24 protein-coding genes are annotated in these 23,922 nt (G+C 64.2%); 10 read left to right on the top strand and 14 right to left on the bottom strand.

All coding sequences use genetic code 11. The annotated features are described in order from the left end of the window. The first annotated feature begins 92 nt into the window (after positions 1-92). On the top strand, positions 93-1,211 hold the full coding sequence (locus AC1DJW_RS01870; protein WP_476900574.1) for a winged helix DNA-binding domain-containing protein: 1,119 nt from the start codon (positions 93-95) through the stop codon (positions 1,209-1,211). A gap of 84 nt (positions 1,212-1,295) precedes the next feature. Here the strand turns inward: AC1DJW_RS01870 and asd are convergent, their stop codons facing one another. The 8 genes from asd to AC1DJW_RS01830 all read right to left on the bottom strand — a co-directional run bounded on the left by asd (position 1,296) and on the right by AC1DJW_RS01830 (position 9,453). Then, entirely contained in the window at positions 1,296-2,438 is a 1,143-nt protein-coding gene (gene asd, locus AC1DJW_RS01865) for an aspartate-semialdehyde dehydrogenase (protein WP_476900573.1), read from the bottom strand. 154 nt (positions 2,439-2,592) lie between these two features. Next, entirely contained in the window at positions 2,593-2,814 is a 222-nt protein-coding gene (locus AC1DJW_RS01860; RefSeq protein WP_284755050.1) for an NF038396 family protein, read from the bottom strand. A 2-nt stretch (positions 2,815-2,816) separates the two neighbouring features. Next, positions 2,817-3,404 carry a dihydrofolate reductase gene (locus AC1DJW_RS01855; RefSeq protein ID WP_459341076.1) on the bottom strand — a complete coding sequence of 196 codons (588 nt, stop codon included), beginning with the start codon at positions 3,402-3,404 and terminating at the stop codon, positions 2,817-2,819. Then, positions 3,401-4,204, bottom strand: coding sequence for a thymidylate synthase (locus AC1DJW_RS01850; protein ID WP_476900572.1), 804 nt, complete (start codon positions 4,202-4,204; stop codon positions 3,401-3,403). Before AC1DJW_RS01850 ends, AC1DJW_RS01855 begins: the two co-directional genes overlap by 4 nt. A gap of 18 nt (positions 4,205-4,222) precedes the next feature. Beyond that, a complete protein-coding gene (locus AC1DJW_RS01845) occupies positions 4,223-5,191 on the bottom strand; it encodes an NUDIX hydrolase (RefSeq protein ID WP_284755053.1) in 969 nt (322 codons plus the stop codon). An 11-nt stretch (positions 5,192-5,202) separates the two neighbouring features. After that, positions 5,203-7,452: an RNA degradosome polyphosphate kinase gene (locus AC1DJW_RS01840; protein ID WP_284755054.1), complete on the bottom strand. Its 2,250-nt coding sequence runs from the start codon at positions 7,450-7,452 to the stop codon at positions 5,203-5,205. A gap of 103 nt (positions 7,453-7,555) precedes the next feature. After that, positions 7,556-8,527: a mycothiol synthase gene (gene mshD / locus AC1DJW_RS01835; protein WP_476900571.1), complete on the bottom strand. Its 972-nt coding sequence runs from the start codon at positions 8,525-8,527 to the stop codon at positions 7,556-7,558. A 227-nt stretch (positions 8,528-8,754) separates the two neighbouring features. Next, positions 8,755-9,453: a winged helix-turn-helix transcriptional regulator gene (locus tag AC1DJW_RS01830; RefSeq protein ID WP_059387339.1), complete on the bottom strand. Its 699-nt coding sequence runs from the start codon at positions 9,451-9,453 to the stop codon at positions 8,755-8,757. Between the two features lie 311 nt (positions 9,454-9,764). Between AC1DJW_RS01830 and AC1DJW_RS01825 the strand changes: the two genes are divergently transcribed. The 7 genes from AC1DJW_RS01825 to AC1DJW_RS01795 all read left to right on the top strand — a co-directional run bounded on the left by AC1DJW_RS01825 (position 9,765) and on the right by AC1DJW_RS01795 (position 15,870). Next, a complete protein-coding gene (locus AC1DJW_RS01825; RefSeq protein ID WP_284755057.1) occupies positions 9,765-10,499 on the top strand; it encodes a permease in 735 nt (244 codons plus the stop codon). 184 nt (positions 10,500-10,683) lie between these two features. Then, positions 10,684-11,283 (top strand): nitrobindin family protein, encoded by a 600-nt coding sequence (locus AC1DJW_RS01820; protein WP_390278659.1) that lies wholly within the window; start codon positions 10,684-10,686, stop codon positions 11,281-11,283. An 87-nt stretch (positions 11,284-11,370) separates the two neighbouring features. Beyond that, a complete protein-coding gene (locus AC1DJW_RS01815) occupies positions 11,371-12,093 on the top strand; it encodes a flavodoxin family protein (RefSeq protein WP_390278661.1) in 723 nt (240 codons plus the stop codon). Between the two features lie 22 nt (positions 12,094-12,115). Further along, positions 12,116-13,201, top strand: coding sequence for a CAF17-like 4Fe-4S cluster assembly/insertion protein YgfZ (ygfZ, locus tag AC1DJW_RS01810; RefSeq protein WP_284755061.1), 1,086 nt, complete (start codon positions 12,116-12,118; stop codon positions 13,199-13,201). Then, positions 13,198-13,611: an ankyrin repeat domain-containing protein gene (locus tag AC1DJW_RS01805; RefSeq protein WP_390278664.1), complete on the top strand. Its 414-nt coding sequence runs from the start codon at positions 13,198-13,200 to the stop codon at positions 13,609-13,611. The genes ygfZ and AC1DJW_RS01805 overlap by 4 nt, the downstream gene beginning before the upstream one ends. A gap of 120 nt (positions 13,612-13,731) precedes the next feature. After that, a complete protein-coding gene (locus tag AC1DJW_RS01800; protein WP_284755065.1) occupies positions 13,732-14,292 on the top strand; it encodes a PadR family transcriptional regulator in 561 nt (186 codons plus the stop codon). Between the two features lie 54 nt (positions 14,293-14,346). Continuing rightward, on the top strand, positions 14,347-15,870 hold the full coding sequence (locus AC1DJW_RS01795) for a DHA2 family efflux MFS transporter permease subunit (protein WP_459341079.1): 1,524 nt from the start codon (positions 14,347-14,349) through the stop codon (positions 15,868-15,870). Positions 15,871-15,936: 66 nt separating this feature from the next. On the opposite strand, the gene AC1DJW_RS01790 is transcribed toward AC1DJW_RS01795, so the two are convergent. From AC1DJW_RS01790 to AC1DJW_RS01770, 5 genes are all read right to left on the bottom strand, one after another. Further along, positions 15,937-16,668, bottom strand: coding sequence for a GNAT family N-acetyltransferase (locus AC1DJW_RS01790; protein ID WP_390278668.1), 732 nt, complete (start codon positions 16,666-16,668; stop codon positions 15,937-15,939). An 83-nt stretch (positions 16,669-16,751) separates the two neighbouring features. After that, complete coding sequence (locus tag AC1DJW_RS01785; protein ID WP_234749032.1) at positions 16,752-17,777, bottom strand: ATP-dependent 6-phosphofructokinase; 1,026 nt, start codon at positions 17,775-17,777, stop codon at positions 16,752-16,754. 259 nt (positions 17,778-18,036) lie between these two features. Further along, positions 18,037-18,294, bottom strand: coding sequence for a PspC domain-containing protein (locus AC1DJW_RS01780; RefSeq protein ID WP_284755070.1), 258 nt, complete (start codon positions 18,292-18,294; stop codon positions 18,037-18,039). A gap of 54 nt (positions 18,295-18,348) precedes the next feature. Beyond that, a complete protein-coding gene (locus AC1DJW_RS01775) occupies positions 18,349-18,648 on the bottom strand; it encodes a hypothetical protein (RefSeq protein ID WP_284755071.1) in 300 nt (99 codons plus the stop codon). A gap of 1 nt (position 18,649) precedes the next feature. Then, on the bottom strand, positions 18,650-20,152 hold the full coding sequence (locus tag AC1DJW_RS01770; protein ID WP_476900570.1) for a PspC domain-containing protein: 1,503 nt from the start codon (positions 20,150-20,152) through the stop codon (positions 18,650-18,652). A gap of 124 nt (positions 20,153-20,276) precedes the next feature. Here AC1DJW_RS01770 and AC1DJW_RS01765 point away from each other — a divergent pair, with 124 nt between their 5' ends. Together AC1DJW_RS01765 and AC1DJW_RS01760 are read left to right on the top strand one after the other, a co-directional pair. Continuing rightward, positions 20,277-21,635 (top strand): ATP-binding protein, encoded by a 1,359-nt coding sequence (locus AC1DJW_RS01765; RefSeq protein ID WP_284755075.1) that lies wholly within the window; start codon positions 20,277-20,279, stop codon positions 21,633-21,635. Beyond that, entirely contained in the window at positions 21,632-22,303 is a 672-nt protein-coding gene (locus tag AC1DJW_RS01760; RefSeq protein ID WP_284755076.1) for a response regulator transcription factor, read from the top strand. Before AC1DJW_RS01765 ends, AC1DJW_RS01760 begins: the two co-directional genes overlap by 4 nt. Before the next feature lie 147 nt (positions 22,304-22,450). Here AC1DJW_RS01760 and AC1DJW_RS01755 read toward each other — a convergent pair whose 3' ends face one another. Then, positions 22,451-23,680, bottom strand: coding sequence for a pyridoxal phosphate-dependent aminotransferase (locus AC1DJW_RS01755; RefSeq protein WP_476900569.1), 1,230 nt, complete (start codon positions 23,678-23,680; stop codon positions 22,451-22,453). Positions 23,681-23,922: the final 242 nt, after the last annotated feature.

The following is a 23,922-nucleotide window of genomic DNA, read 5'->3' as shown; positions in this document are numbered from 1 at the left end:
GCCCGCTGGAAGGCCCCTGTGAGCGGCATGGGAGTTCCTTCTGGGTGCTAATGAGGACCGAAGCTGTCCGCCGTGCGTCCTATGATGGGGCCATGGCAGCTTCGGCGAAGATCCGCGTCACTCCCAAAGTCATGGGCAGGCTGCGCCTCGCCAGCCAAGGATTGCTCGGGGGATTCAGCAGCCCGGAGGAATGCGTCTCCAGGATGGGCGCGATGCAGGCTCAAGATCTCGCCTCGGCGTTCTGGGCGGTGGGGCAGCGGGTTCCCGGTTCCGGCCTCTCGCAAGTGTTGGAAGCGCTGGAGAACGGCACAGTGGTCCGGTCCTGGCCCATGCGGGGCACGCTCCACCTGGTTCCACCGCAGGACTTGCGCTGGATCCTGGCCATCACCACGGAGCGATCCATGCGTTCGGTTGCAACACGGCACCGGGAACTCGGAATCGAAGCGGCAGACGTCGCCACGTGCCGGGACCTTGCCCTTGAACGCGTCGCCGGCAGCCCAGGCGCCACACGCGAGGAACTTTTCAAGATCTTCGAATCCGCGGGCCAAGTGACCGCGGCCCAACGCGGGATCCATTTGCTCTGGATTCTGTGCCAGAACGCTTGGCTGGTCCAAGGACCTCCGGCGGGCACGGCAGGCAAAGCCCTTGGGCAGCAACTGTTCGTTGCCTTCGATGAGTGGATTCCGGAATCCAAGGTCTTGGGCCGTGAAGAAGGGGTTGCCGAATTCCTGCTCAGGTATATGCGCAGCCACGGACCGGCCACGCTCGACGACTTCGCGTGGTGGACCCAGATCCCCAAAGCCGAGGTCCGGGCAGCCCACGAGGCTATTCGCAGCCAACTCGTTGAGCTCGTCTTCCGGGGAACGTCCTATTGGCTGTCACCCGAGACGGCGGCACTGCTCGGCGACGGCGTTCCCGGCTCGCGGACCGTCCTCGCCTTGCCGGGATTCGATGAATTCCTGCTCGGGTATACGGACCGCAGCCTTGTCCTGTCACCGGAGCATTTCCAGAAGGTCGTTCCGGGCGGCAACGGCGTCTTCAAACGGATGATTGTGTCCGGCGGCGAAGTAGTAGGCACCTGGTCCCGCAGCGGCACCGGCCGGACCGCCGTCGTCGTGCCCGAACCGTTCGCACCGGAAAGCCTGACTCCGGCGGCCAAGCGCTCCTTCGAGCTCCAGGCGGCGAAGTACGTGCGGTTCATGGAGCGCTGAGCGCACCCAACTAGCTCGCAGTTGTTGTCGTTATGAGCGCTCAAAACGACAACAACTGCAAGTCAGTTGAACAAAGCAGGACTGCTAGAGGGTTCCGGTAGCGATCTTCAGCATGCGGCGCAGCGGCTCGGCTGCGCCCCAGAGGAGCTGGTCGCCCACGGTGAAGGCGCTGATGTACTCAGGGCCCATCTCAAGCTTGCGGATACGGCCCACGGGGATCTCCAAGGTGCCGGAGGCAGCCACCGGGGTGAGGTCCGCCATGGAAGCTTCCTTGGTGTTCGGCACAACCTTGGCCCACTCGTTGTCAGCGTCCAGGAGCTTCTCGATTTCGGCGACCGACAAGTCCTCACGCAGCTTGAGGGTCAGTGCCTGGGAGTGCGAGCGCATGGCGCCGATACGGACGCAGAGGCCGTCCATGACCACATGGTCCTTGCCCGGCTTCCCGTTGCCCGTGCCGAGGATCTTGTTGGTTTCCACCCCGGCCTTCCATTCTTCCTTGGATTGGCCGTTGCCGAGGTCGGCGTCGATCCACGGGATCAGCGAGCCGGCCAGCGGCACGCCGAACTGGGTGGCGTCGACGCCGGAGCGCTGGGTTGCCAGGACCTTGCGGTCGATTTCCAGGATCGCTGAAGCGGGATCGTCCAGTTCGCTGCTGACTTCGTTGTTGAGGGTGCCGAACTGGTTGAGCAGTTCGCGCATGTGGCGGGCACCGCCACCCGACGCCGCCTGGTAGGTCATGGAGGTACCCCACTCGACCAGGTTGTTCTTGAAGAGGCCGCCGAGTCCCACGAGCATGCAGGAGACGGTGCAGTTGCCGCCGATGTAGTCCTTCACGCCGCCGGATAGGCCTGCGTCGATGACGTCGCGGTTGATGGGGTCCAGCACGATGATGGAGTCGTCGTTCATGCGCAGCGTGGACGCGGCGTCGATCCAGAGCCCGTCCCAGCCACGGCTGCGAAGCTCGCCGTGGACCTGCTTCGTGTAGTCGCCGCCCTGGGCCGTGACAATAATCGGCAGCTTGGCAAGAGTCTCAATATCGAACGCGTTCTCGAGCTTGCCTGCGCCGTCGGCAAATGACGGCGCGGCACCTCCCGCGTTCGAGGTGGAGAAAAATACCGGGTTGATGTTGGCGAAGTCGCCCTCTTCCTGCATGCGCTGCATCAGGACGGAGCCGACCATGCCACGCCAACCGACCAGTCCAACGGACGGATTAGCTGCTGTAGTCATTGAACCAGTCTAGACTTTCGCGGCTCCCGGCCGCTGTCGGTTACGTCACGAGGAAATCCACGACGGCGGTTCCCGGACCCAACTGACTGGCAGTTGTTGTCGTTTTGAGGCTCCAAAACGACAACAACTGCGAGTCAGTCGGGCAAGTTGCCGCTTACTTGCCGGCGTCGGGCTCTTCCAGCAGCGCTGCTTTGCGGGCGCGCAGGGCGTAGAAGGCGCCGAAAGCGAAGACCTGGGTCACCACTACGAGGACGATGATCCCGAGGATCTTGTTGCCGCCCAGGATCATGGTGAGCCCAACGATCGCGGACAGGAGCGCGAAGAGCGGCAACAACATGTAGCCGAGCACGAACAGGGTCTCAGGTTTCTTCAGCATTCTCAGTCTTCCGTCCGGCGCCACGTGGCGATCCGGTAGTTGGTGCCGTTCTTGGAGGTCAGCCAGCCTTCAGCGGGCTTCGTCGCCTCAAGTTTCCAGGCTTCGCCGAACTCCGGCGCGAAAGTGTCGCCGTCGGTGTCGGAATCGATGACCGTGACGACGGCGACATTCGCGATATCGATGGACTGCCGGTAAATTTCGCCCCCGCCAATGATCCAGACGTTCTGGCCGCCCGGTGCGAACTGCGACTCAAGGAGCGCGGCATCAAGCGAGGAAACGACGACGGCGCCACGTGCTTCGGGCGAGTCCGCCCAGCCGTGTTGCCGGGTCACCACGATATTGGTGCGACCGGGAAGGGGGCGGTACTTTGCGGGAAATGACTCCCAGGTTTTCCGGCCCATGATGACCGGATGTCCTGTTGTCAGTTGGCTGAAGTGCTTCAAATCTTCGGGGACGTGCCAGGGCATGGTCCCGCCCTTGCCGATCACTCCGCTGCCGGTCTGTGCCCACACCAAGCCGATTCCGGTGGGCGTTTCCGCGCTCTCCCCGGAGGAAGGCGACTCCGCGGCAGGGGTTTCTTGAGTGCTCATACCGCCACGGGCGCCTTGATCGAGGGGTGGTGGCGGTAGCCGACTACTTCGAAGTCCTCGAAGGTGTAGTCGAAGATCGAGTCCGGCTTGCGGGCGAATCGCAGCTGCGGGTACTCGTAAGGCTCCCGGGAGAGCTGCTCGGTGACCTGCTCCACGTGGTTGTCGTAAACGTGGACGTCCCCGCCGGTCCAGACGAAATCTCCAGGCTCAAGGCCCAGCTGCTGGGCCACCATGCAGGTCAGCAAAGCATAGGAAGCGATGTTGAAAGGAACGCCCAGGAACATGTCGGCCGAACGCTGGTACAACTGGCAGGACAACTTGCCGTCGGCAACGTAGAACTGGAAGAACGCGTGGCACGGCGGCAAAGCCATGTCCTTGATCTCGGACACGTTCCATGCCGAGACGATGTGCCGGCGGGAATCCGGGTTGTCCGCCAAGCCCTTCATGAGCTCGGCGATCTGGTCAATGTGCCCGCCATCGGGGCTCGGCCAGCTGCGCCACTGCACGCCGTAAACCGGGCCGAGTTCGCCGTCGGCGTCTGCCCATTCGTCCCAGATGGTTACACCCTGCTCTTGGAGCCATTTCACGTTCGACTCACCGCGGAGGAACCACAAAAGCTCCAGGGCGAGCGACTTGAAGTGCACCCGCTTGGTGGTGATGAGCGGGAAACCCTGGCTCAGATCGAAGCGCAGCTGGCGGCCGAAAACGCTCCGCGTGCCGGTGCCCGTGCGGTCCGACTTGTGCGTGCCGTTGGCCATGACGTCGCGCAGGAGGTCTTCATATGGGGTTGGGATGCTCACGCACCCAGCTTACTGGAGTCAGTCGTCGAAGGGCTTGATCTGTTCCACGGCCACTACGCGCTGGCCGTTTCCACGGGCTACGTGGCACACGATCATCTCGCCAGGGGCCAGGTACGGATCCTGGGCAGGCAGCATCTCGTGAAGCTCCGGGCCCATGCGTTCTCCGAGTTTCTTCAAGATGGTGGGAAGTGCCGGCCTGTGGGTGCACAGCGCGACCGCGCGCTGCTTGTCGAACAAGCCCTCGACGACGGCGGACGTCCGCTTCGGGCTTCGCTGGTGGTTGTGCTCAGTCAGGGCCTCCACGAGTTTCACCTTGGCTCCGGCTGACTTGGCGTAGGGCGCGATGGTGGATACGCACCTTGCCCAGGGACTGCTCACGATCCGGAGGGGCTTCCACACGCCCAGAAGCCGTTCCACGGCCAGCGCCTGCCGCAGGCCCGTCACGGCCAGCGGCCGGCTGCCTTCGGCCTTGGTCCAGGAGGACCGTGGCTTTGCCTTGGCATGGCGCACCAGAATCAGCGGCCACGTCTCCAGTTCACCGTTCAGGTGCGCCTTCGCCAGTGCCTGGAGGGGGCTCACATCCGTGGGGTTGCTCAGGAAACGTGCCGCTTTGTCCGGCGCGGCCCACATGTAGGCGTCCACTTCCTTGCCGTCCGGCTTGATGATGGAGCCGTTGACCTGCGCAGCCCAGTAGTGCACCACCTTGAGTCCCGCGGCCACATGGTAGTGCGTCGGAGGAAGGGGGATCCCGAGGGCGGCCGTGAGGCCGATTTCTTCGCTGATCTCGCGGACGGCGCACTCCGGGATGGTTTCCCCGGCGTCGAGCTTGCCCTTGGGCCAGGACCAATCGTCATACTTGGGCCGATGGATCAGCAGGACCTCAAGGGCGCCCTTGGTGACGCGCCAAGGAATTGCGCCGGCCGCCGTGACGGCGATCGGCTCTCCGGGATGGTCCGTCTGGTCTGCAACAGGTGTATCGCTCTTCAACTTTTTGCTGCCTACCGCCGGGCAACTGCACGTTGGCGGGACCGGGAGGCGAGCAGCCAGGACTGGATGTCCAGAAGCGGCGAGCCGTCCTCGGCCTGGTGGAACCTGGTCCAGTGGCCTTCGTTGTCGAGGTGCCAGCTGGCAGTGCCGGGGTCCATGTAGCGCCTCAGGAGGTCCATGACCTCGGCGGTGTCTTCGCGGCTGGAGAGCTGCACCAAGGCCTCGACCCGGCGGTCGAGGTTGCGATGCATCATGTCCGCGGAGCCGATGTAGACCACGGGATCGTTGGCATTGGCGAAGGCAAACACGCGCGAGTGCTCCAGGAAGCGGCCGAGGACGGAGCGGACCGTGATGTTCTCGCTCAGTCCAGGAACTCCCGGACGCAGCGAGCAGATGCCACGGACGATGACGTCAACCTTTACCCCGGCCTGCGACGCCCGGTACAGGGCGTCGATCGTGGCCTCGTCAACCATGGAGTTGACCTTGATCTGGACCTTGGCGGCGATTCCCGCGCGGGCGTTGCGGATCTCGGTCTCGATCCTGTCGATCAGGCCGGACCGCACCGAACGCGGCGCCACGAGGAGCCGCTTGAAGGTCGACTTGGGGGCATATCCGGAGAGCTGGTTGAAGAGCTTGGACAGGTCCTCGCCCACCTGCTCGTTCGAGGTCAACAGGCCAAGGTCTTCGTAGTAGCGGGCCGTCCGCGGGTGGTAGTTCCCCGTGCCGATATGGCAGTACCTGCGGAGGCCATCCACTTCCTGGCGGACAACCAGGGACAACTTGCAGTGCGTCTTGAGTCCCACGATGCCGTACACGACGTGCACGCCGGCCTGCTCCAGTTTGCGGGCCCAGGAGATGTTGGCCTGCTCGTCAAAGCGGGCCTTGATCTCGACGAGGGCCAGGACCTGCTTGCCGGCCTCGGCGGCGTCGATCAGCGCGTCCACGATGGGGGAATCGCCGGAGGTGCGGTACAGGGTCTGCTTGATTGCCTGGACCTTGGGGTCGGCGGCCGCCTGCTCCAGGAAGGCCTGGACCGACGTCGAGAAGGAGTCGTACGGGTGGTGCAGCAGGATGTCGCGGCGGCGCATTGCCGCGAAGACGTTGGCGGCTTTGGACGTCTCGGATTCGTTCAGGTACCGCGAGGTGTGGGGAACGTGCTTCGGGTAATGGAGGTCCGCGCGGTCAATTCCGCCAATGACGGACAAGCCCCGGAGGTCCAGGGGCGCCGGAACGGAGTAGACCTCGGATTCCTCGACGCCGAGTTCCCGCACCAGGAGCGCACGGATGTTCGGGTTGATGTCCGTGGTGACCTCAAGCCGGACGGGCGGGCCGAAGCGGCGGCGCAGCAGTTCTTTTTCAAGCGCCTGCAGGAGGTTCTCGGCGTCGTCCTCTTCGACTTCCACGTCCTCGTTGCGGGTGACGCGGAAGGTGTGGTGCTCCATGACTTCCATTCCGGGGAACAGCTTGTCCAGATGCACCGCGATGACCTCTTCGAGCGCGATGAATCGCGCCACGCGGCCCGGGACCGCACCGGCACGCGGGCCGTCGATCGAGACGAGCCGCGGCAGCTGGTCCGGAACCTTGACGCGGGCGAACAGTTCCTTGTCGCTCACGGGGTTGCGGACAATGACGGCCAGGTTGAGGGAAAGCCCGGAGATATAGGGGAAGGGGTGGGCGGGATCGACGGCGAGGGGGGTGAGGATCGGGAAGACCTTCTCGCCGAACATGATGCTCAAGCGGTGCTGGGCCTCGTCGTCGAGTTCGTCCCAGCGCATGAGGTGGATGTGCTCATAGGCCAGAGCAGGGCGGATCTGCTCGGCGAACACACGCGCGTGGCGTTCCTGCAGCTTGCGGGCTGCATCGCCGATCTGCTCCAGGACTTCGATGGGGCTCAGTCCGGCGGGGGAGGGCACCGCGAGGCCGGTGGCGATGCGGCGCTTCAAACCGGCGACCCGCACCATGAAGAATTCATCCAGGTTCGAGGCGAAGATGGAGAGGAAATTGACCCGCTCCAGCAGGAAGAGGTCCGGATCCTCCGCGAGCTCAAGAACGCGGGAGTTGAAGGCGAGCCAGCTCAGCTCGCGGTCCAGGAAACGGTCCGGAGTGATGTCGCCTTCCGGCTCAAGGGAGGGCGCAAATTCAGGAATGTCGATGCGGTCCTGTGTTGCCCGCGCAGCCGGGACTTCGGAAGAGCCGAAGCGGGGAGGCAAGGTTGCGCCCTTGACCTCGGTTTTGGTGGTTCCGACCGGGTCCGGGTTCATCGGGCTCTCCTTCGTTCAGCGCGGGGTTTGATTCAACCCTACAAGGATTCCACGTGCCGGAATCCTAGATGTCCTAGCCTTTCAGATGCGCCTTGGTTCCGGGTTACTTCCGGGTTAACGGCGCATACATGACATCGACGTCCCAGCGTACGAAGCCCAGCTTCTGGTAAAGGGCGACGGCCGCGGTGTTGTCGGCGTCCACATACAACATCACGGAGTGCAGCTTGTGGCTCTGGAGATACCTGATTCCGGCGACCGTGAGCGCCTTGCCAAGCCCCAGCCCCTGGGCTGCGGGGGTGACGCCGACGACGTAGACCTCTCCGATGGCCGGATGGGGTCCTTGCCGGGGGTGCACCTTGGTCCAATGGAAACCGAGCAGTTCCCCGGCCGGGTTCACCGCGAGCAGGAAACCTGCGGGATCGAACCAGTCCTCTGCCATCCGGGCTTCAAGGTCGGCCCTCGTCAAGGAACCCTGCTCGGGATGATGGGCAAACGCTGCCCTGTTGGCAGCCAGCCAGGCGGACTCATCCTGGCCCGGAACGAAGGCGCGCAACGAGACTCCCTCCGGCAGGCCGGCGTCGGGCAGTTCCGCTGTGGAAGACATCAGCCGCATCTTCCACAGCTCACGCACCGGGCCGTAGCCGTAGCGGGCCGCAAGCTCCGCGGCGGCCTCGTGATTCCCATGGGACCAAGCGTTGAGCCCCTCGAGCCCGCGGCTGTCCCGAAGCGAGTCCAACAGCCTGCCTGCGACTCCCTGGTTGCGGTAGCTGGGGTGCACGGCCATTTCCAGGACACCGGTCCCGTCGTCCGCTTCAACCACGACGGCGATTCCGGCCAGATCCTGCCCGCTTGCGGGATCGGATTGCTCGTCCGGGGCATACAGGGCCAGTGCGAGCACCGAGTGGTCGCCTGCATCGGCTCCGCGCAGCATGACCAGGGTTTGTTCGGACAGCGGGGGATTGCCATCCGACTCCTCGGCAGCTGCGGCGAGCGTTTTGATGTCTCTCAACAACTCGTTGTCCGAGGCGCCTTTGACGACGAGGACGGGCCAGTTCTCCGGGTGCGCAAGGCTCATGCTGCAAGGCTATACGTCCCGGGCCGGTTTGGCGGGATGGATTTTGCAGGCCCTCCCTTGGCCGTGTATGGTCTATATCTCGTCCGGCTTTGCGAAGCGGGATACGAGGGGGATCCACCAGTGGGGTGGCCTCGATACGTTCGACCCGTATGTCCTCCACTCAAGCAAGGGAAGGCCCGGACTCAGTGAGTCCGGGCCTTCCCTTGTATTCGAAGCGGGTCAGAAGCCTAGGCCTCCGTGAGCTCATCTTCCGGCAAGCGGACCAACGTCAGCCGGTAGCCGACATTGCGGACTGTGCTGATGAGGTTCTCGTGGTCCACGCCCAGCTTGGCACGCAGGCGCCGAACGTGGACGTCCACGGTGCGGGTGCCGCCGTAGTAGTCGTAGCCCCATACTTCGGTGAGAAGCTGTTGACGCGTGAACACCCTGCCCGGGTGCTGGGCCAGGTACTTCAGGAGTTCGAACTCTTTGAAGGTCAGGTTGAGCGGCTGCCCGTTCACGCGGGCCGTATAGCTTGCTTCGTCGATCACGACGCCGGCCGCCCGGATTTCGGTGTTGGTTTCCTCTTCGCCGGGAATCGCGCGGGCCACGGCCAGGCGGATCCGGGCTTCGACTTCGGCCGGTCCCGCCGAGTCGAGGACGATGTCATCCACGGACCACGCGGAAGACACGGCAGCCATGCCGCCTTCCGTGAGGATCAGGATGAGGGGGGCGCTCAAGCCCGTGGCTTTGAGCAGTTGGGTCAGGGAGCGGGCTCCCACCAGGTCCTTGCGGGCATCAAGGAAGACGACGTCGGTGGGGTCGGTCTCGAGCAAGGCCGTTGGCTCTGCCGGAAGGATGTGGACCCGGTGGTTCAATAGCTCCAAGGCGGGCAGGATGTCTACCGACGAGCCGGTGCTGTTCGTCAGGAGCAGGATGTGCGACATAGTTCCTCCAATGGGCGGTCCGCGCATCATCGGGCGTCTGAACCGGGTTTCCACCGGCCGGTAGCTGCTTATGGGGCGTGGTTCCGTTGTAACGGAAGCGTTGCAACAAGAAGCGCTGTTGACAACCGAGTATACCCAAAGGCCCCTGCAACGTCAGGGATTCGTGTCACCTTCAACCCCTGTTTGCGACATATTTGTGCCGAATAAGGCAGGATTGGCAGGAGGTTAGCCGCAACTTGGAACGAAACGGGCCCCGCTGGAACGCCGTGGGGTCGAGGGCGGGTTAGGGACACAGTGAGGTCAGGGGCGCAGTGAAGTCTTGGAGCATCGGGGTGGTCGGCCTCGTGGCGCTCGCGGTTTTCGTCGCCAGCTCTTACGGCCCCACGGAAGGGTCGGTCGCCGTCGGAATTCTGGCGTCGGCCGCTGTTGGCGTCGGCTGGCCCCATTTTCTGGCGGTCCCCGCGAAGAAGACCCTCGCCACGGTGATCGGGCTGAGCGGTGCGGGTTCGGCCTTCGCCGCCGGATTCGTCCCCGCTCCCGGATTTCTCGACGCAACTCCCGCCTTCATCGCCGCCGGTGTGATTGCCGTGTTCGTCGTGCAGTTGATCCGCGGAACCGGTCAGGCCCAACGGCTCGAATCCACCCTAGGCAGCTGCGCCGGCGTCTTGCTGAGTTGCCTTGGCGCGGGCTGGATTGCAGGCGCGAGGTTCAACGGCATCAAGGAAATGGTGTTGGTTGCAGCCCTCAGCGCCGCAGTCGCCCTCCTCGCCGGCCTGTTGCGCTGGCCGGACCGGGTCGTGGCGCCTTTGGGCATCGTGGCTGCGGGTTTGGTGGCTCCTCTGGCAGGCCTCGTGTTTTCCGATATCGCGATCGTGCCCGCCATCGTGGTGGGAGTTGTCATTGGTTCGGTCCTGGTCAGTTTCCGTCGGATGGTGACGCTTCGGCTCGGCCGCTTGAATTTCCCGGCTGTCCTTGGGATGGGCGTCGCGCCCGTCTGGGCGGTTGGGGCCTTGTGCTACTTCATCGACAAACTACTCATCTACTAACAGTTAGGATGGCATCATGTCCGTACTTGCATTTGAAATCTTCTTCCTTGTCCTCCTCGGCTTGGCCAGCCTCTCGATGGCGTGGTTCGCTGGTTTTGTCGTTTACCGTCTCTTCAAGGGCCAGAAGTAGAGCTCCCATCGCTTTTGATCAACCTGTACCTTCCGGTCCACTGAGGTAATTGCTGTGCCCATCGAAATCCCTTCCGACCTGACACCCGAATTGGTACCCCTTTCCTGGCTCATTGGTGAGTGGGAAGGCCGGGGACGGCTTGGCAGCGGTGAAGAAGACTCGGATCACTTCATCCAGCATGTCTCCTTTACGCACCATGGCCTGCCCTACCTGGAGTACCGGGCGGAAAGCTGGCTCAGCGACGAGGACGGCACCAAATTGCGGCCCCTCACCGTGGAAACAGGTTTCTGGGCGCTGGAGCGGAAAATGCTCGACGCCGACGGCGGCCCCGGCTTGATTCCCGCGGAGATTGTCCCGGTACTGAAGACGGCCGACGACGTCGAGGCCCACCGCAACGCGGACGGCGGGTTCGACATCGCCGTGACGATCGCCCATCCCGGTGGCATCAGCGAGCTGTACTACGGCCAAATCAAGGGCCCGCAGATCCAGATGAGCACCGATATGGTGATGCGCGGCGGTCACTCCAAGGAATACACTGCGGCCACACGCATCTTCGGCCTCGTGGATGGCAATCTGTTGTGGCGCTGGGATGTGTCCACTCCGGGTAAGTCGCTTGAGGCCCACGCTTCGGCTTTCCTGAACAAACTCTCCTAGGAGGGCTTGTTCCGTAGCTTCAAGGTCTCACCGAAGAGGTCTCACTGAACGTCCCGTTTCGCAGTTAGAACCAAAGGGGAGCAGCAAGTGAACGAAGCAGCAAAACCTGCCAGCTATGACGATCTCACGGCCGTCTTTTTCAACGGGACGCTCAAGCCATCGCCGCAAGTGAGCAATACCGACGGACTGATTTCCATCAGCCGGCGCATCATGGAAAAGCAGGGCGTCAGCACCCGTGTGATCCGCACTGTGGACCACGACATTGCCGCCGGAGTGTATCCGGACATGCGCGAACACGGCTGGGCCACGGATGAATGGCCGGAGTTGTATCCGGCTGTCCTGGAGGCCGACATCGTGGTGGTGGCCGGTCCTATCTGGCTTGGCGATAATTCCTCCCAGACCAAGAAGCTCATCGAGCGCCTCTACGCCCATTCGGGCCAGCTCAACAGCAAAGGCCAGTGGGCCTACTATCCAAAAGTCGGCGGCTGCCTGATCACCGGCAACGAGGACGGCATCAAGCACTGCGCCATGAACGTGCTTTACAGCCTCCAACACGTCGGCTTCACCATTCCGCCCCAGGCCGATGCCGGATGGATCGGTCCTGTCGGCCCCGGACCCAGCTACCTTGACGAAGGATCCGGTGGCCCTGAGAGCGACTTCACCAACCGGAACACCACCTTCATGACCTGGAACCTGCTCCACTACGCCCGGATGCTCAAGGACGTGGGCGGCATTCCTGCTTACGGCAACCTTCCGGATGAATGGAAAGCCGGCACGCGCTTCGATTTTGAAAACCCGGAATACCGCTGAGCCCCAAGGACTTCTACTACATATGACTTACAAGAGCCCCCTATTGTCGCGCCCCGGAGCTGTAGAAGGCGGCGGCGAGGACTCCGGCGTCGCGGCCCACTACGGCGAGCCCCTGCGGGAGCAGCGCGCACTCGCCGCCGGTACCGCCGTCGTCGACCTTTCCTATCGGGGCGTTGTCACGGTTACTGGACCGGACCGCCTCAGCTGGCTCAACACCCTTTCCTCGCAGCAACTGACCAACCTGCAGCCGCGCGTCTCAAGCGAACTGTTGCTCCTCACCATCCAAGGCCGCATCGAGTTCGACGCCCGCGTAGTGGACGACGGCGAGACCACCTGGCTGTTGGTCGAAGCCGCCGAGGCTGCCCCGCTGGCCGAGTGGCTCAACAAAATGCGGTTCATGCTGCGCGTCGAGGTGGCCGATGTGTCGGCCGATTGGGCCGTCGTCGGCGCAACCAAGGCCGTTGACGCGTGGTCGGACCGGCTTGTCTGGGAGGACCCGTGGCCGCACATCGGCGTCGGTGGCTATTCATACAGCGTGGTGGAGGAAAACTCCCACCCCGGCCTTGAGAGGCCTTGGTTCGAGTACCTCGTTCCGGCAGACGAGCTTGAAGCGGCAGTTGAGGGCATGGCCCTCGCCGGCTCGTTGGCCGCGGAGGCGCTCCGCATTGCTGCTTGGCGTCCCCGGCTCGGCGCGGAGACGGACGAGAAGACCATCCCGCACGAGCTCGATCTCCTGCGGACCTCGGTCCACTTGTCCAAGGGCTGCTACAAGGGCCAGGAGACCATCGCCCGTGTCCACAACCTCGGACACCCGCCCCGGCGTCTCGTTTTCCTGCAATTGGATGGCTCGCAGCACACCCTTCCAGCGCCGGGCAGCGTTGTATTTGCCGGAGAGCGCAAGGTGGGTACGCTGACATCTGTGGCTCAGCACTTCGAAATGGGGGCAGTAGGACTGGCTCTTATCAAGCGGTCTGTGGACCCGCACGAAGTGTTGACCGTGCTGGACGGTGAGGAGCCTTATCCGGCCGCCCAGGAAGTAATCGTTGCGCCCGATGCCGGACAAGTGGTGGGGCGTCAGACCGGATTCCTGAAGGGACCCCATCGATGAGCGAAACGACGGGCGCTGAAGCCCAGGCGACGGGTGCCGATGACGAGGCCATTGCCTTGGCGCACACCTTGTTCGATGCCGCCAGGGAAGGCAACTCGGAGCTCCTGCGGAGCTACCTCAACGCCGGTGCGCCGGCTGGAATGCGCACTGCCGCAGGCGACTCTCTCCTGATGCTGGCCGCTTACCACGGCCACGCGGAAACCGTCCAGCTTCTGCTGTACCACGGTGCCGATGCGAACGGGGCAAACGACCGTGGCCAGACTCCGCTGGCCGGCGCGGTTTTCAAGGGTTACACGGAGGTGGCCCGGGTTCTGATTGACGCCGGCGCCGATCCCGACGCCGGTGCGCCCACAGCGCGCGAGGCCGCCCGGATGTTTGCCCGCACCGAAATTCTCGAACTGCTCGGATAGGCCAAGGCGGGGCCGTCGGGCTGTGCCCGTGCCTGGCGGCGCGGCCGCGGTGGTTGCCTTGCGGTCAAATATTCCATGTGGAATAGTTGTTGTGGAATAGTTCGCACGGAGGATGGGGAAATGGCACGAGCCGCACTGACTCCACTTGGTGTCGCCGCATTGGCCCTCCTCGTGGAGGCGCCGATGCATCCATACGAGATGTACCAGCTCCTGATGGCCCGTCACGAGGACCGCTTGGTCAAGGTCCGGCCGGGCACGCTCTACCACGCCGTGGGTCGCCTCGAAGAGGCGGGTTTGGTCGAGGCAACAGGGATTGACCGGGCGGGCAACCGGCCCGAGCGCACCACCTATCGAATCACCGGAACCGGCCGCGAGGCACTGACCGAGCGCCTCCAGAACATGCTGGCGGAACCCGTGAACGAATACCCGAGCTTCCCCCATGCGATCGCCGAGGCACACAACCTGCCGTCCGGCGTCGTACTCGAACTCCTGGACCGTCGCGTAGTGAACCTGGAAAACCAGCTCGACTTCCTGGTCCGGGGCGAAGAAGCTGTCGCCGCAAAAGGCGTAGAGCCCAAGTTCTGGATCGACGTCAAGTACCAACAATCCATGCTGCGGACGGAAATCGACTGGATACGCAGCTTCCAAAATGATCTCCGCAGCGGGCAGTTGCCATGGTAGCCGCCCTTCCAACGCACCAATGTGCAAGAAATTCGACACAGTCAAAGGAAACCCATGGAAAACGTAGCTAAACCGTGGCCCGCACTGTGGTCCCTCGTGGTCGGGTTCTTCATGATCCTGATCGACACCACCATTGTTTCCGTGGCGAACCCACGGATCATGGAGGGCCTGCATACCGATATCAACGCCGTCATCTGGGTGACCAGCGCCTACCTCCTCGCCTACGCCGTGCCGTTGCTGATCACCGGAAGGCTCGGTGACCGCTTCGGGCCCAAGAACCTCTACCTGATCGGCCTCGTGGTCTTCACCCTGGCTTCGCTGTGGTGCGGCCTCTCGGGCGACATCGGCATGCTGATCGCGGCCCGGGTGGTCCAGGGCATCGGCGCGGCCATGATGACCCCCCAAACCATGGCCGTCATCACCCGGATCTTCCCGCCGGACCGCCGCGGCGCGGCCATGGGCCTCTGGGGCGCCACGGCCGGCATGGCCATCCTCGTCGGCCCGATCCTCGGCGGCGTGTTGGTTGACGGCCTCGGCTGGCAGTGGATCTTCTTCGTCAACGTTCCCATCGGCGTCGTTGCCTTCGTCCTCGTGACCCGGCTGGTACCGAAGCTGACCACGCACAGCCACAAGTTCGACGTCGTGGGTGTGCTCCTGTCCGCAGCCGGCATGTTCCTGCTGGTGTTCGGCATCCAGGAAGGCCAAAGCTACAAGTGGGGCACCGTCACCGGGCCCATTACGGTCTGGGGACTGATCATCACGGGGCTCGTTGTCCTGGCCGTGTTCGTCCTCTGGCAGTGGCTGCTGGAGCGCCGCGGCGGTGAGCCTTTGCTGCCGTTGGGCCTGTTCAAGGACCGCAACTTCTCCTTGGGCAACACCACCATCATGGCGGTGGGTTTCACCATCACTGCCTTCCCGCTGCCCACCATCTTCTACTACCAGGTAGTCCGTGGGCTGACACCAACACAGTCCGCGTTGCTCATGATCCCCATGGCCGTGATCTCCGGCGCGCTGGCACCTTTCGTTGGCAAGCTGATCGACCGCATCAACCCGCGCTGGTTCGCAGCCTTCGGGCTCCTGTGCCTGTCCGGCGCCCTGTTCTGGACCGGGACGCTCCTGAAGCCGGACACTCCCATCTGGATGTTCCTGCTGCCCAGCGCCCTCCAGGGTGTGGCCAACGGCTTCATCTGGGGCCCCGTCTCCAACGCCACTACCCGCAACCTCCCGCCGCGCTCGGCGGGCGCCGGTTCCGGTGTCTTCAACACGACGCGCCAGATCGGTGCCGTGCTGGGATCGGCCGCGATTGCTGCGCTGATCCAGTCCCGGCTCGCGGCGGATCTGCCCGCGGCTCCGCCAGGTGCCGCCCCGGCAGGAGAAGGTGGATTCACCGGAAAGCTGCCGGAATTCCTGCATGACGGCTTCTCGACGGCGATGAGCCAGTCGGTCCTGCTGCCGGCCTTTGCGATTCTGCTGGGCGCAGTAGCAGCGTTGCTGTTTGCCAAGCCCAAGGCCGTCCAAGGCTGGGGTTCCCCGGCTGCCGCCGGGGCTAAGCCTCAAACTGTTTCGCAAGACGGCTAACCCGCGCGAACTGGCAGAGGATGCCCTCAAAATGCGGTTTTGGGGGCATCGTCTGCCAACTCGCGGTTAGCGCAGGAGCACGGAAGTCTGGATACCGCCGTCGACGAATCCGAGCCGTCGGGCCAAGGCCAGGGAGCCCCGGTTGTCCAGCGCAGTTCGCCACTGCAGCGTCAGGCCTGAGGCGAGTGCTTCGTGGGCGGCGATCGAGGCAGCCAGGGTTCCGAGCCCTTGCCGGCGCAATTCCGGCGGCACCAGGACGCCCATGTCTGCGAGGATCCCCTGCCACTCCGCATAGGCGCCGCAGGCCACCGGTTTGCGGTCCGGTTCGTTGCCGTCCATCACGGTGAAATGGTGGTCCATCCTTGAGAGGTGGACTTCATTGACGTCATCCGGCGGGCATCTGCCCTCCAACTCGATCGCTTCCGGATGGCCGTGGGAGACAGTGACTTCGCCGCCCGGCTGGAACAGGGGAAGGTCGTCGGCGAACAGCAGCGCCGACGTCCCGAGTCCATGGCCGCCGTGTTCGCGGCTGATCCGCAACAGTGCGGAATGCTCGCTCAGTTGATCGTCCGAGAGCTCGACGGCGGCAGCCACCGCCCACGCCGGAGCCACCAATGCGGAGCGGCCAAAGAGCCTCACGAAGGTGATGGATTCAGCGTCTTCGTCTTCCCTGACCAAGCGCTCCCCGGTGCGGGCAGCAGGTGAGCCGGAGACGAAACTGAAGGCCTCGTCGTCGAACCCTAAATGCCGGGCCCAGGCCAGCAGCACGATTTCCGCCGATCCCGCATCAAGTTCCATGACATCGAGTCTATGCAGTCCCCGGAAAAGGAAGGAGCAGGCAAGGCACCTTGTGGTACCCGCCTGCTCCTTGAAGATCCGGCTCAGCCGAAGAGGACTGCGGCTTCGTCGTAGCGGTTCTGCGGGACGGTCTTGAGCTTGCCCAGGGCAGCTTCGAAGCCCACGTGCTCGATGTCCGTGCCCTTGAGGGCCACCATGGTTCCCCAGCGGCCTTCCACGACCGAGTCGATGGCTGCCATGCCCAAACGGGTGGCCAGGACGCGGTCGAAAGCGGAGGGGACGCCGCCGCGCTGGATGTGGCCGAGGATCGTGGCGCGGGTCTCGATGCCGGTGCGGGCTTCGATTTCAGGGGCGAGCTGGTCCGCGATACCGCCCAGGCGGGGCCGGCCGAAGGTATCCAGGCCGCGTTCGGAGTGCGGTGCTTCCATGTGGTCGGGAACAAAACCCTCGGCGACGACAATCAGCGGTGCACGGCCACGATCGTGGGCCTCCTGGACCCACTCGGTGATCTGCTCGATGCTGACTTTCTGCTCGGGGATCAGGATGGCGTGCGCGCCGGCAGCCATGCCTGCGTGCAGGGCGATCCAGCCCACGTGGCGGCCCATGACCTCGGCGATCATGCAGCGGTGGTGGGATTCTCCGGTGGTGCGCAGCCGGTCGATGGCCTCGGTGGCGATCTGGACGGCGGTATCGAAGCCGAAGGTGTAGTCGGTGGCGTCGAGGTCGTTGTCCACGGTCTTGGGGACACCGACGATCTTCAAACCGGCGTCGGTGAGGCGCTTCGCGGCGGCCAGTGTGCCTTCGCCGCCGATGGCGATGATGGCGTCGATGCCGAGGCGGTCCATGTGGGCTTTGATGACATCCGGGCCGCCGCCGTTCTCGAACGGGTTCGTGCGGGATGTGCCGAGGATGGTTCCACCCTGCTTGGCGATACCGCGGACCATGGTGCGGGGAATGTCGATGACGTCGCCCTCCACGACGCCTCGCCAACCGTCCCGGAAACCGACGAATTCCTGGCCGTGGATGGCAATTCCCTTGAGGACGGCGCCACGGATGACGGCGTTCAGTCCGGGGCAGTCGCCACCGCTGGTAAGGATTCCAATTTTCATGAGGGGCTCAAATCCTGGCTAGGAGGTATACGTGCAGAGCGCCACGCTGAGCTCACAACGATTGTAGGGGGCAATGTGGGGTGGGACACAAACCATGACCGCCACCGGGGATGAGACTTTTGAAACAACCTGGAAATCGGACGGGCGACCTCGGCTTAAAAGACCGGATTTTAGAAGCCCGGCTTAACAAGCCCAGCGCCCCGCCTCGGTGGCGGAGCGCTAGTGAACTTGCCGGCCCGTAAACCCGGGCCGGGCTGTGCTATTTCTTGCCTTGCGAACGCTGGGTGAGGAAGGATTCCAGCGCAATGGTGCCGCTTTGGTTGGGAAGCAGCAGCCATGCCACCACGTATATCACCACGGCGGGTCCGGGCAGCAGGCAGAAGAGCAGATAGCCGACCCGGACGTAGGCCACGTCGACATTCAGTTTGGCGGCAATGCCACCGCAAACCCCACCGATCCAACGCTGCGGACCGCGCTTCAGGCCGATGCCCCGTACGATGCTGAAGAACTTGTTCATGGCTAGAGCCTTCCCTGTTGTGGCTGCTTTGTCACGTGCTGGCTTCTACCGGTGCTAGGAATCGGCGGCTCCGGACCCGGAGTCCGGGCCGGACCCGTTGGCCTTTCGGGAGCGGGCGGATACCAGGCCTCCGATCACGAGTGCCGCACCGGCCCCGATCATGAGCCCGATCAGCACGTAGTTGCCGTTGAGGGCCACGAGGCCGAGCTTGGAAATGATGATCAAAGCTGCGAGTGCCAAGACAATCAGCCCCCAGACCACCGTGCCCACCCTGGCCCGGGCGGTTTGAGCCGGGGGTTCAGGTGCCGAGACCGGGCCAGTTTCAAATGCCCGCGTGGGTTCGTGCGTGCTCATGTCAGTTTCCTTCCTGGACGGTGACGTTGCTGAAGGTGCCGTTGAGTTTGACGACCAGTTTGGCACCGGGCTTGTCCGTGTTGAAGCTGTCCCGCGTACCACCGTTGCTTTGGGTGACGGCGCTACCGTCCTGCTTGAGGTTCGCGAAGGTCATGTCTGCTTGGACCTCCACCGGCACGGTCGCGGGGATGACGAGTTTGATGTTGCTTGCGGTGACGTCCATCGGAACGACGACGTCGGAGCTCAGCGGTGCGCTCAGGTTCAGCTTGGTCAGGTCAACGGTCCCGTTGGCCCCGGTGATGTCGAAGCCTTTGCGCGCATCGTCGATGCTCACGGGGTTCCATTGGGCATTCTGTAGACGGAAGTGGTCCGCGTTGGGCGCGATATTGAAGATGCCCCCGATCACCAGCGTCGCGACGGCCAGGAAGCCGAGCAGTCCCGACGTGCGGCCGCGAAGCCCTGCAACAAGGATGCCGAGGCCGAGGACTCCGGCGCCCGTGGCCCAGACCACCGCGTTGGCGGCGTCACCCAGGTGGATGACGTTGCCGGCGTCGAGCAGCTTGAGTGTTCCGCCGGCCAGCAGGGCTGCCCCCGCTGAGACCGCTACGATGGCGGCGCCCGGTCCCTGCCGCTTCGGCCGCTCGGGGCGGTTGGGTACGCCAGCCGGTGGGTAGGGCCCTGCGGGATTGACGGGGCCCGAAGGGATCCCGGGCCCGCCGGTTCCGTAAGTCCCGGGCCCGCCGGTTCCGTAATTGCCGGCGCTGTAAGGACCTGAGCCGTAAGTCCCGGCGCTATAAGGACCTGCCCCGTAAGGGCCTGCGCTGTAAGAGCCGGCCGGGTAGCCTGCCGAGGCGTGGGTGTCCGCGCCGCCAGAGGAGCCTGGAGCGGCCGCATAGTTGTGTGTGCCCATTGTCTGCCTTCCGTTGCGGGCTTTGCTGCGCTGGACCAGGAAGTAGACCAGGTAAATGATGCCGCCTACCCAGAACAGCGTCCACAGGAGTCCAGGAACCCCATTCCAGCCCCATCCCCAGAAACCGCGACCGAGGCTTGGCAATCCGATGATGGTTGTGATGAGGGCTCCGGTCATGCCTGCGGACCAGCGGCCCGCCCCGGCCTCCTGTGCGTGGATGCGGCCATCGGGTTCGGGCAGGAGCGCCCAGGCGATGCCGTAGAGCAGGATGCCGATGCCGGCGAAGAGGGTGAGGATGATGAAGATGCCGCGGACGATCAAGGGATCGATGCCGAAGCGGTGTGCGATGCCGCTGGCCACGCCGCCCATCCACCGGTCCCGGCCACGGCTTATGCCTTGGCTTCGGATCCAGTTGAAGAAGTTCTGCGGGGAAGCGGGCACGGCGTAGTTCGGTGCCGCGCCGCCGGTGTTGCCGGCGTTCGGCTGGGCCGGTTCTTCGGGCACGCCCGTCGCGGCCGGCTGGCTGGATTCTGCAGGTTGTCCGGGCTCCGCAGCTTGTCCGGGGTCCTCTGGATTCATGCTGTTCGCGTTCATACTTCGATCTTGCCGTCCGGCGACGTCTCCCTCTATTGGGGGATACCCTGAACGTTCCCTGAGTGGCCCCCTGAGATGCCCTGCTTCGAGCGCCGAAGACCCTGATACGTGTTTGGATGGATTCATGACAACCGCCATGCAACGCCCGCCGCTGGTCCGGAGCAGCGACCGGATGATTGCCGGCGTGTGCAGCGGCCTCGCGGACCACCTTGGCTGGCCTGTGAAATACATCCGGCTGGGTATGGTCCTTGCCTCGTTCGCCGGCGGAGCGGGGCTGGCCTTCTATGCCTGGCTGTGGGTCATGGTGCCTACCGCCGACGAAAACGCCCGCCGCAATAGCCGCCGGCCGGCGTCGCCCATTGCTCCCGCGGTGAGCATGCCTCCTTCGGTGAGCATGCCTCCCGACACAACAGCGCCCGACGCCGGAGCGCAGCCGCTGCCGTTGTCCACCCCGGCTCCCGTCTTCGCCCCCTGGTTCAGGATGCGACGCATCCAATATGGGAAAGAGATCCTCCTGGGAGCCGGCCTCCTCCTGGTGGCCGCCATCCTCATCGCCCGGCAGTTCGGCGTCGAGGTTCCCCTCGGCACGCTGATCCCGGCGGCGGCCATACTCGGCGGCGCGGCGATCGCGTGGATGCAGCTGGACGAGACGCGCCGCGCCGGGCTGGTGGACAAGACCAAGGCCGACCAGGCCGGCGGCTGGGTTCGCCTCGCTGCAGGCCTGGCCCTCGTGGTTGCCGGGGTGTTGGTCATGGTGTCCGGTTCCGGTTCGTGGGAGCAGACCTGGCTCGCGCTGCTGGCTTCCATCGCAGTGCTGGGCGGCGTCGCCCTCGTGCTGCTGCCGTGGGGCTTGAAGTTCTGGAAGGACCTTGAAACGGAGCGGGCAGCGCGGGTTCGCGAGACAGAACGGGCCGAGATCGCCGCGCACTTGCACGATTCGGTACTGCAGACGCTTGCCTTGATCCAACGCCGGGCCGGTTCCGAGCAGGACGTGGTCCGCCTCGCCCGTGCCCAGGAGCGTGAACTGCGCACGTGGCTGTACCGGGACGCCGCGAAGGACGCAGGACTCCTGGCGGAACGGATTGCCGCCGCCGCAGCCGAAGTGGAGGACGCCCACGGACACGCCGTCGACGTCGTCAGCGTGGGCGACGCCGCCATGACGGACAGGCACGAAGCCCTTGTCTTGGCGGCCCGGGAAGCCATGCACAATGCTGCGCGGCACGGCGGCGGAGCCGTGTCCGTCTATCTCGAGAGCTCGGACACGGGCAGCGAGGTTTTCGTTAGGGACCGCGGACCCGGCTTCGACCCGGATGCCGTCCCGGAAGACCGCCTGGGAGTCAAGGAATCGATCATCGGACGGATGAAACGCCACGGCGGGACGGCGGTCATCAACAGCAGTTCCGGGGGCACGGAAGTCCGCCTGAAACTGCCCGTCGAGAACGCAGACAAAGCAGAAAACCGAAACGGAGATGCCAAAGCATGAGCGCCCTATCAGAGCAAGTAGCGCGAACGGTTCGTGTGGTGATCGTGGACGACCATGCCATTTTCCGGTCCGGGCTGAAGGCCGACCTCGATTCCAGGATCGACGTCGTGGGCGAAGCCGGAACAGTGGAACAAGCCATCGCCGTGATTGCCCAGGTTCAGCCGGAAGTGGTGCTGCTCGACGTGCATTTGCCCGGAGGACTTGGCGGTGGCGGTCGGGAGGTCATCAGCGCGTCCTCCGCGTTGCGCGGGAGCACGAGCTTCCTGGCCTTGAGCGTCTCGGATGCCGCCGAGGACGTCGTGGCCGTCATTCGGGCCGGTGCCCGTGGCTATGTCACCAAGACCATTTCCGGCCCCGAGATCTCCGATGCCGTGATCCGCGTGGCCGACGGTGACGCCGTCTTCTCGCCGAGACTGGCCGGTTTTGTCCTCGACGCGTTTGGAACCTCCCCGGCCGAGATCGCCGACGACGAACTGGACCGGCTTTCCGCGAGGGAACTGGAAGTCATGCGCCTCATCGCCCGCGGCTACAGCTACAAGGAGGTGGCCAAGGAGCTGTTCATTTCCATCAAGACCGTGGAAACCCATGTCTCGGCGGTGCTCCGCAAACTCCAGCTCTCCAGCCGCCACGAACTGACCAAGTGGGCCGCCGAGCGCCGCCTCCTCTGACGCCCGCTCACCTCTGGCGGCTTAAACCCAAACGCTCGCTCACCTCTGGCGGCTTAAACCCGAACGCTCGCTCACCTCTATCGCCTTAAACCCGAACGCTCGCTCACCTCTATCCCGAGGTGAGCGAGCGTTCGTGCGGGCGAAGGGCTACTTGGCCTGGCCGAGGAATTCCTGGAGGCGTCGAACGCCTTCGGCAAGGTCGTCGTCGCCCAAGGCGTAGGAGAGGCGCACGAAACCGGAGGGGCCGAAGGCCTCGCCCGGAACAATTGCGACCTCAACCTCGTCGAGGATCAGCGAGGCCAGCTCAGCGGACGTTGACGGACGGACAGGACCGTTCGACGTCGGGAATTCCTTGCCCAGCAGACCGCGGACGTCGGCGTACACGTAGAAGGCGCCGGTCGGCGTCGGGCATTCCACGCCCTCGATCGCGTTCAGTCCGGCGACAATCGCCTTGCGGCGGCGGTCGAAGGCGACCTTCATTTCGTCGACGGCGGTCAGCGGACCGGACACGGCAGCCAGGGCTGCGATCTGCATGATGTTGGAAACGTTCGACGTCGCGTGCGACTGGAGGTTGGTGGCGGCCTTGATGACGTCAGCCGGGCCGATCATCCATCCAACACGCCATCCGGTCATGGCATAGGTCTTGGCGACACCGTTGAGGATGACCACCTTGTCGCCGAGTTCGGGAGCGGCAGTGGCAATCGAGGTGAAGGGCACGCCGTCGTAGGTCAGGTGCTCATAGATTTCGTCGGTGACAACCCAGAGGCCCTTGGCCGCAGCCCATTTTCCGATCTCAGCCACCTGTTCGGCGCTGTAGACGGCGCCGGTCGGGTTGGACGGCGAAACGAAAAGCAGGATCTTCGTCTTGTCGGTGACCGCGGCTTCGAGCTGCTCCACGGTGACCAGGTAACCCTGCTCGGGGCCGGCGAAGACCTCAACGGGAACGCCTCCGGCCAAGCGGATTGCCTCCGGGTAGGTGGTCCAGAACGGCGTGGGGATGATTACTTCGTCGCCCGGATCAACAAGGGTCGCGAAGGTGTTGTAGACGGCCTGCTTGCCGCCATTGGTAACCATCACCTGGGAACCGTCTACTTTGTAGCCCGAGTCGCGGAACGTCTTGTCCGCGATGGCCTGCTTCAGCTCCGGCAGGCCGGCGGCAGGGGAGTAGCGGTGGTACTTCGGCTGGGAGGCGGCCTCGACGGCGGCCTTGACGATGTAGTCGGGGGTCGGGAAGTCGGGCTCCCCGGCGCCAAAGCCGATCACGGGGCGACCGGCTGCCTTGAGCGCCTTGGCCTTGGCGTCAACGGCAAGGGTGGCGGATTCGGCGATGGCGGAAATTCGCTGTGAAATGCGGGCGGCAGGTATTCCGGCAGACATTAAAGCACCGTTCTTCGCGGGCAGCTCATGAGCTGGATGGTGGGATTCGACGGAATCTACCTTATGCTGTTCTGCGGAGCTATCGGGCTAACCTCGGGAAAGTGACAGTGCAGGCTGATTAAACGAGCGCTGATCACATGAGCGAGAAGGCCTGAACGCTCCGGAAATGGCCCGGTTCGACTATCGCGACGTTGTTGCGTAGACTGGTTCACCGGTGTTGAAAAACATCACAATGGTTCGCG

The sequence above is a fragment of the Arthrobacter sp. 05L417 genome, from assembly GCF_056397865.1.
This window is presented reverse-complemented; position numbering and strand designations above follow the sequence as displayed.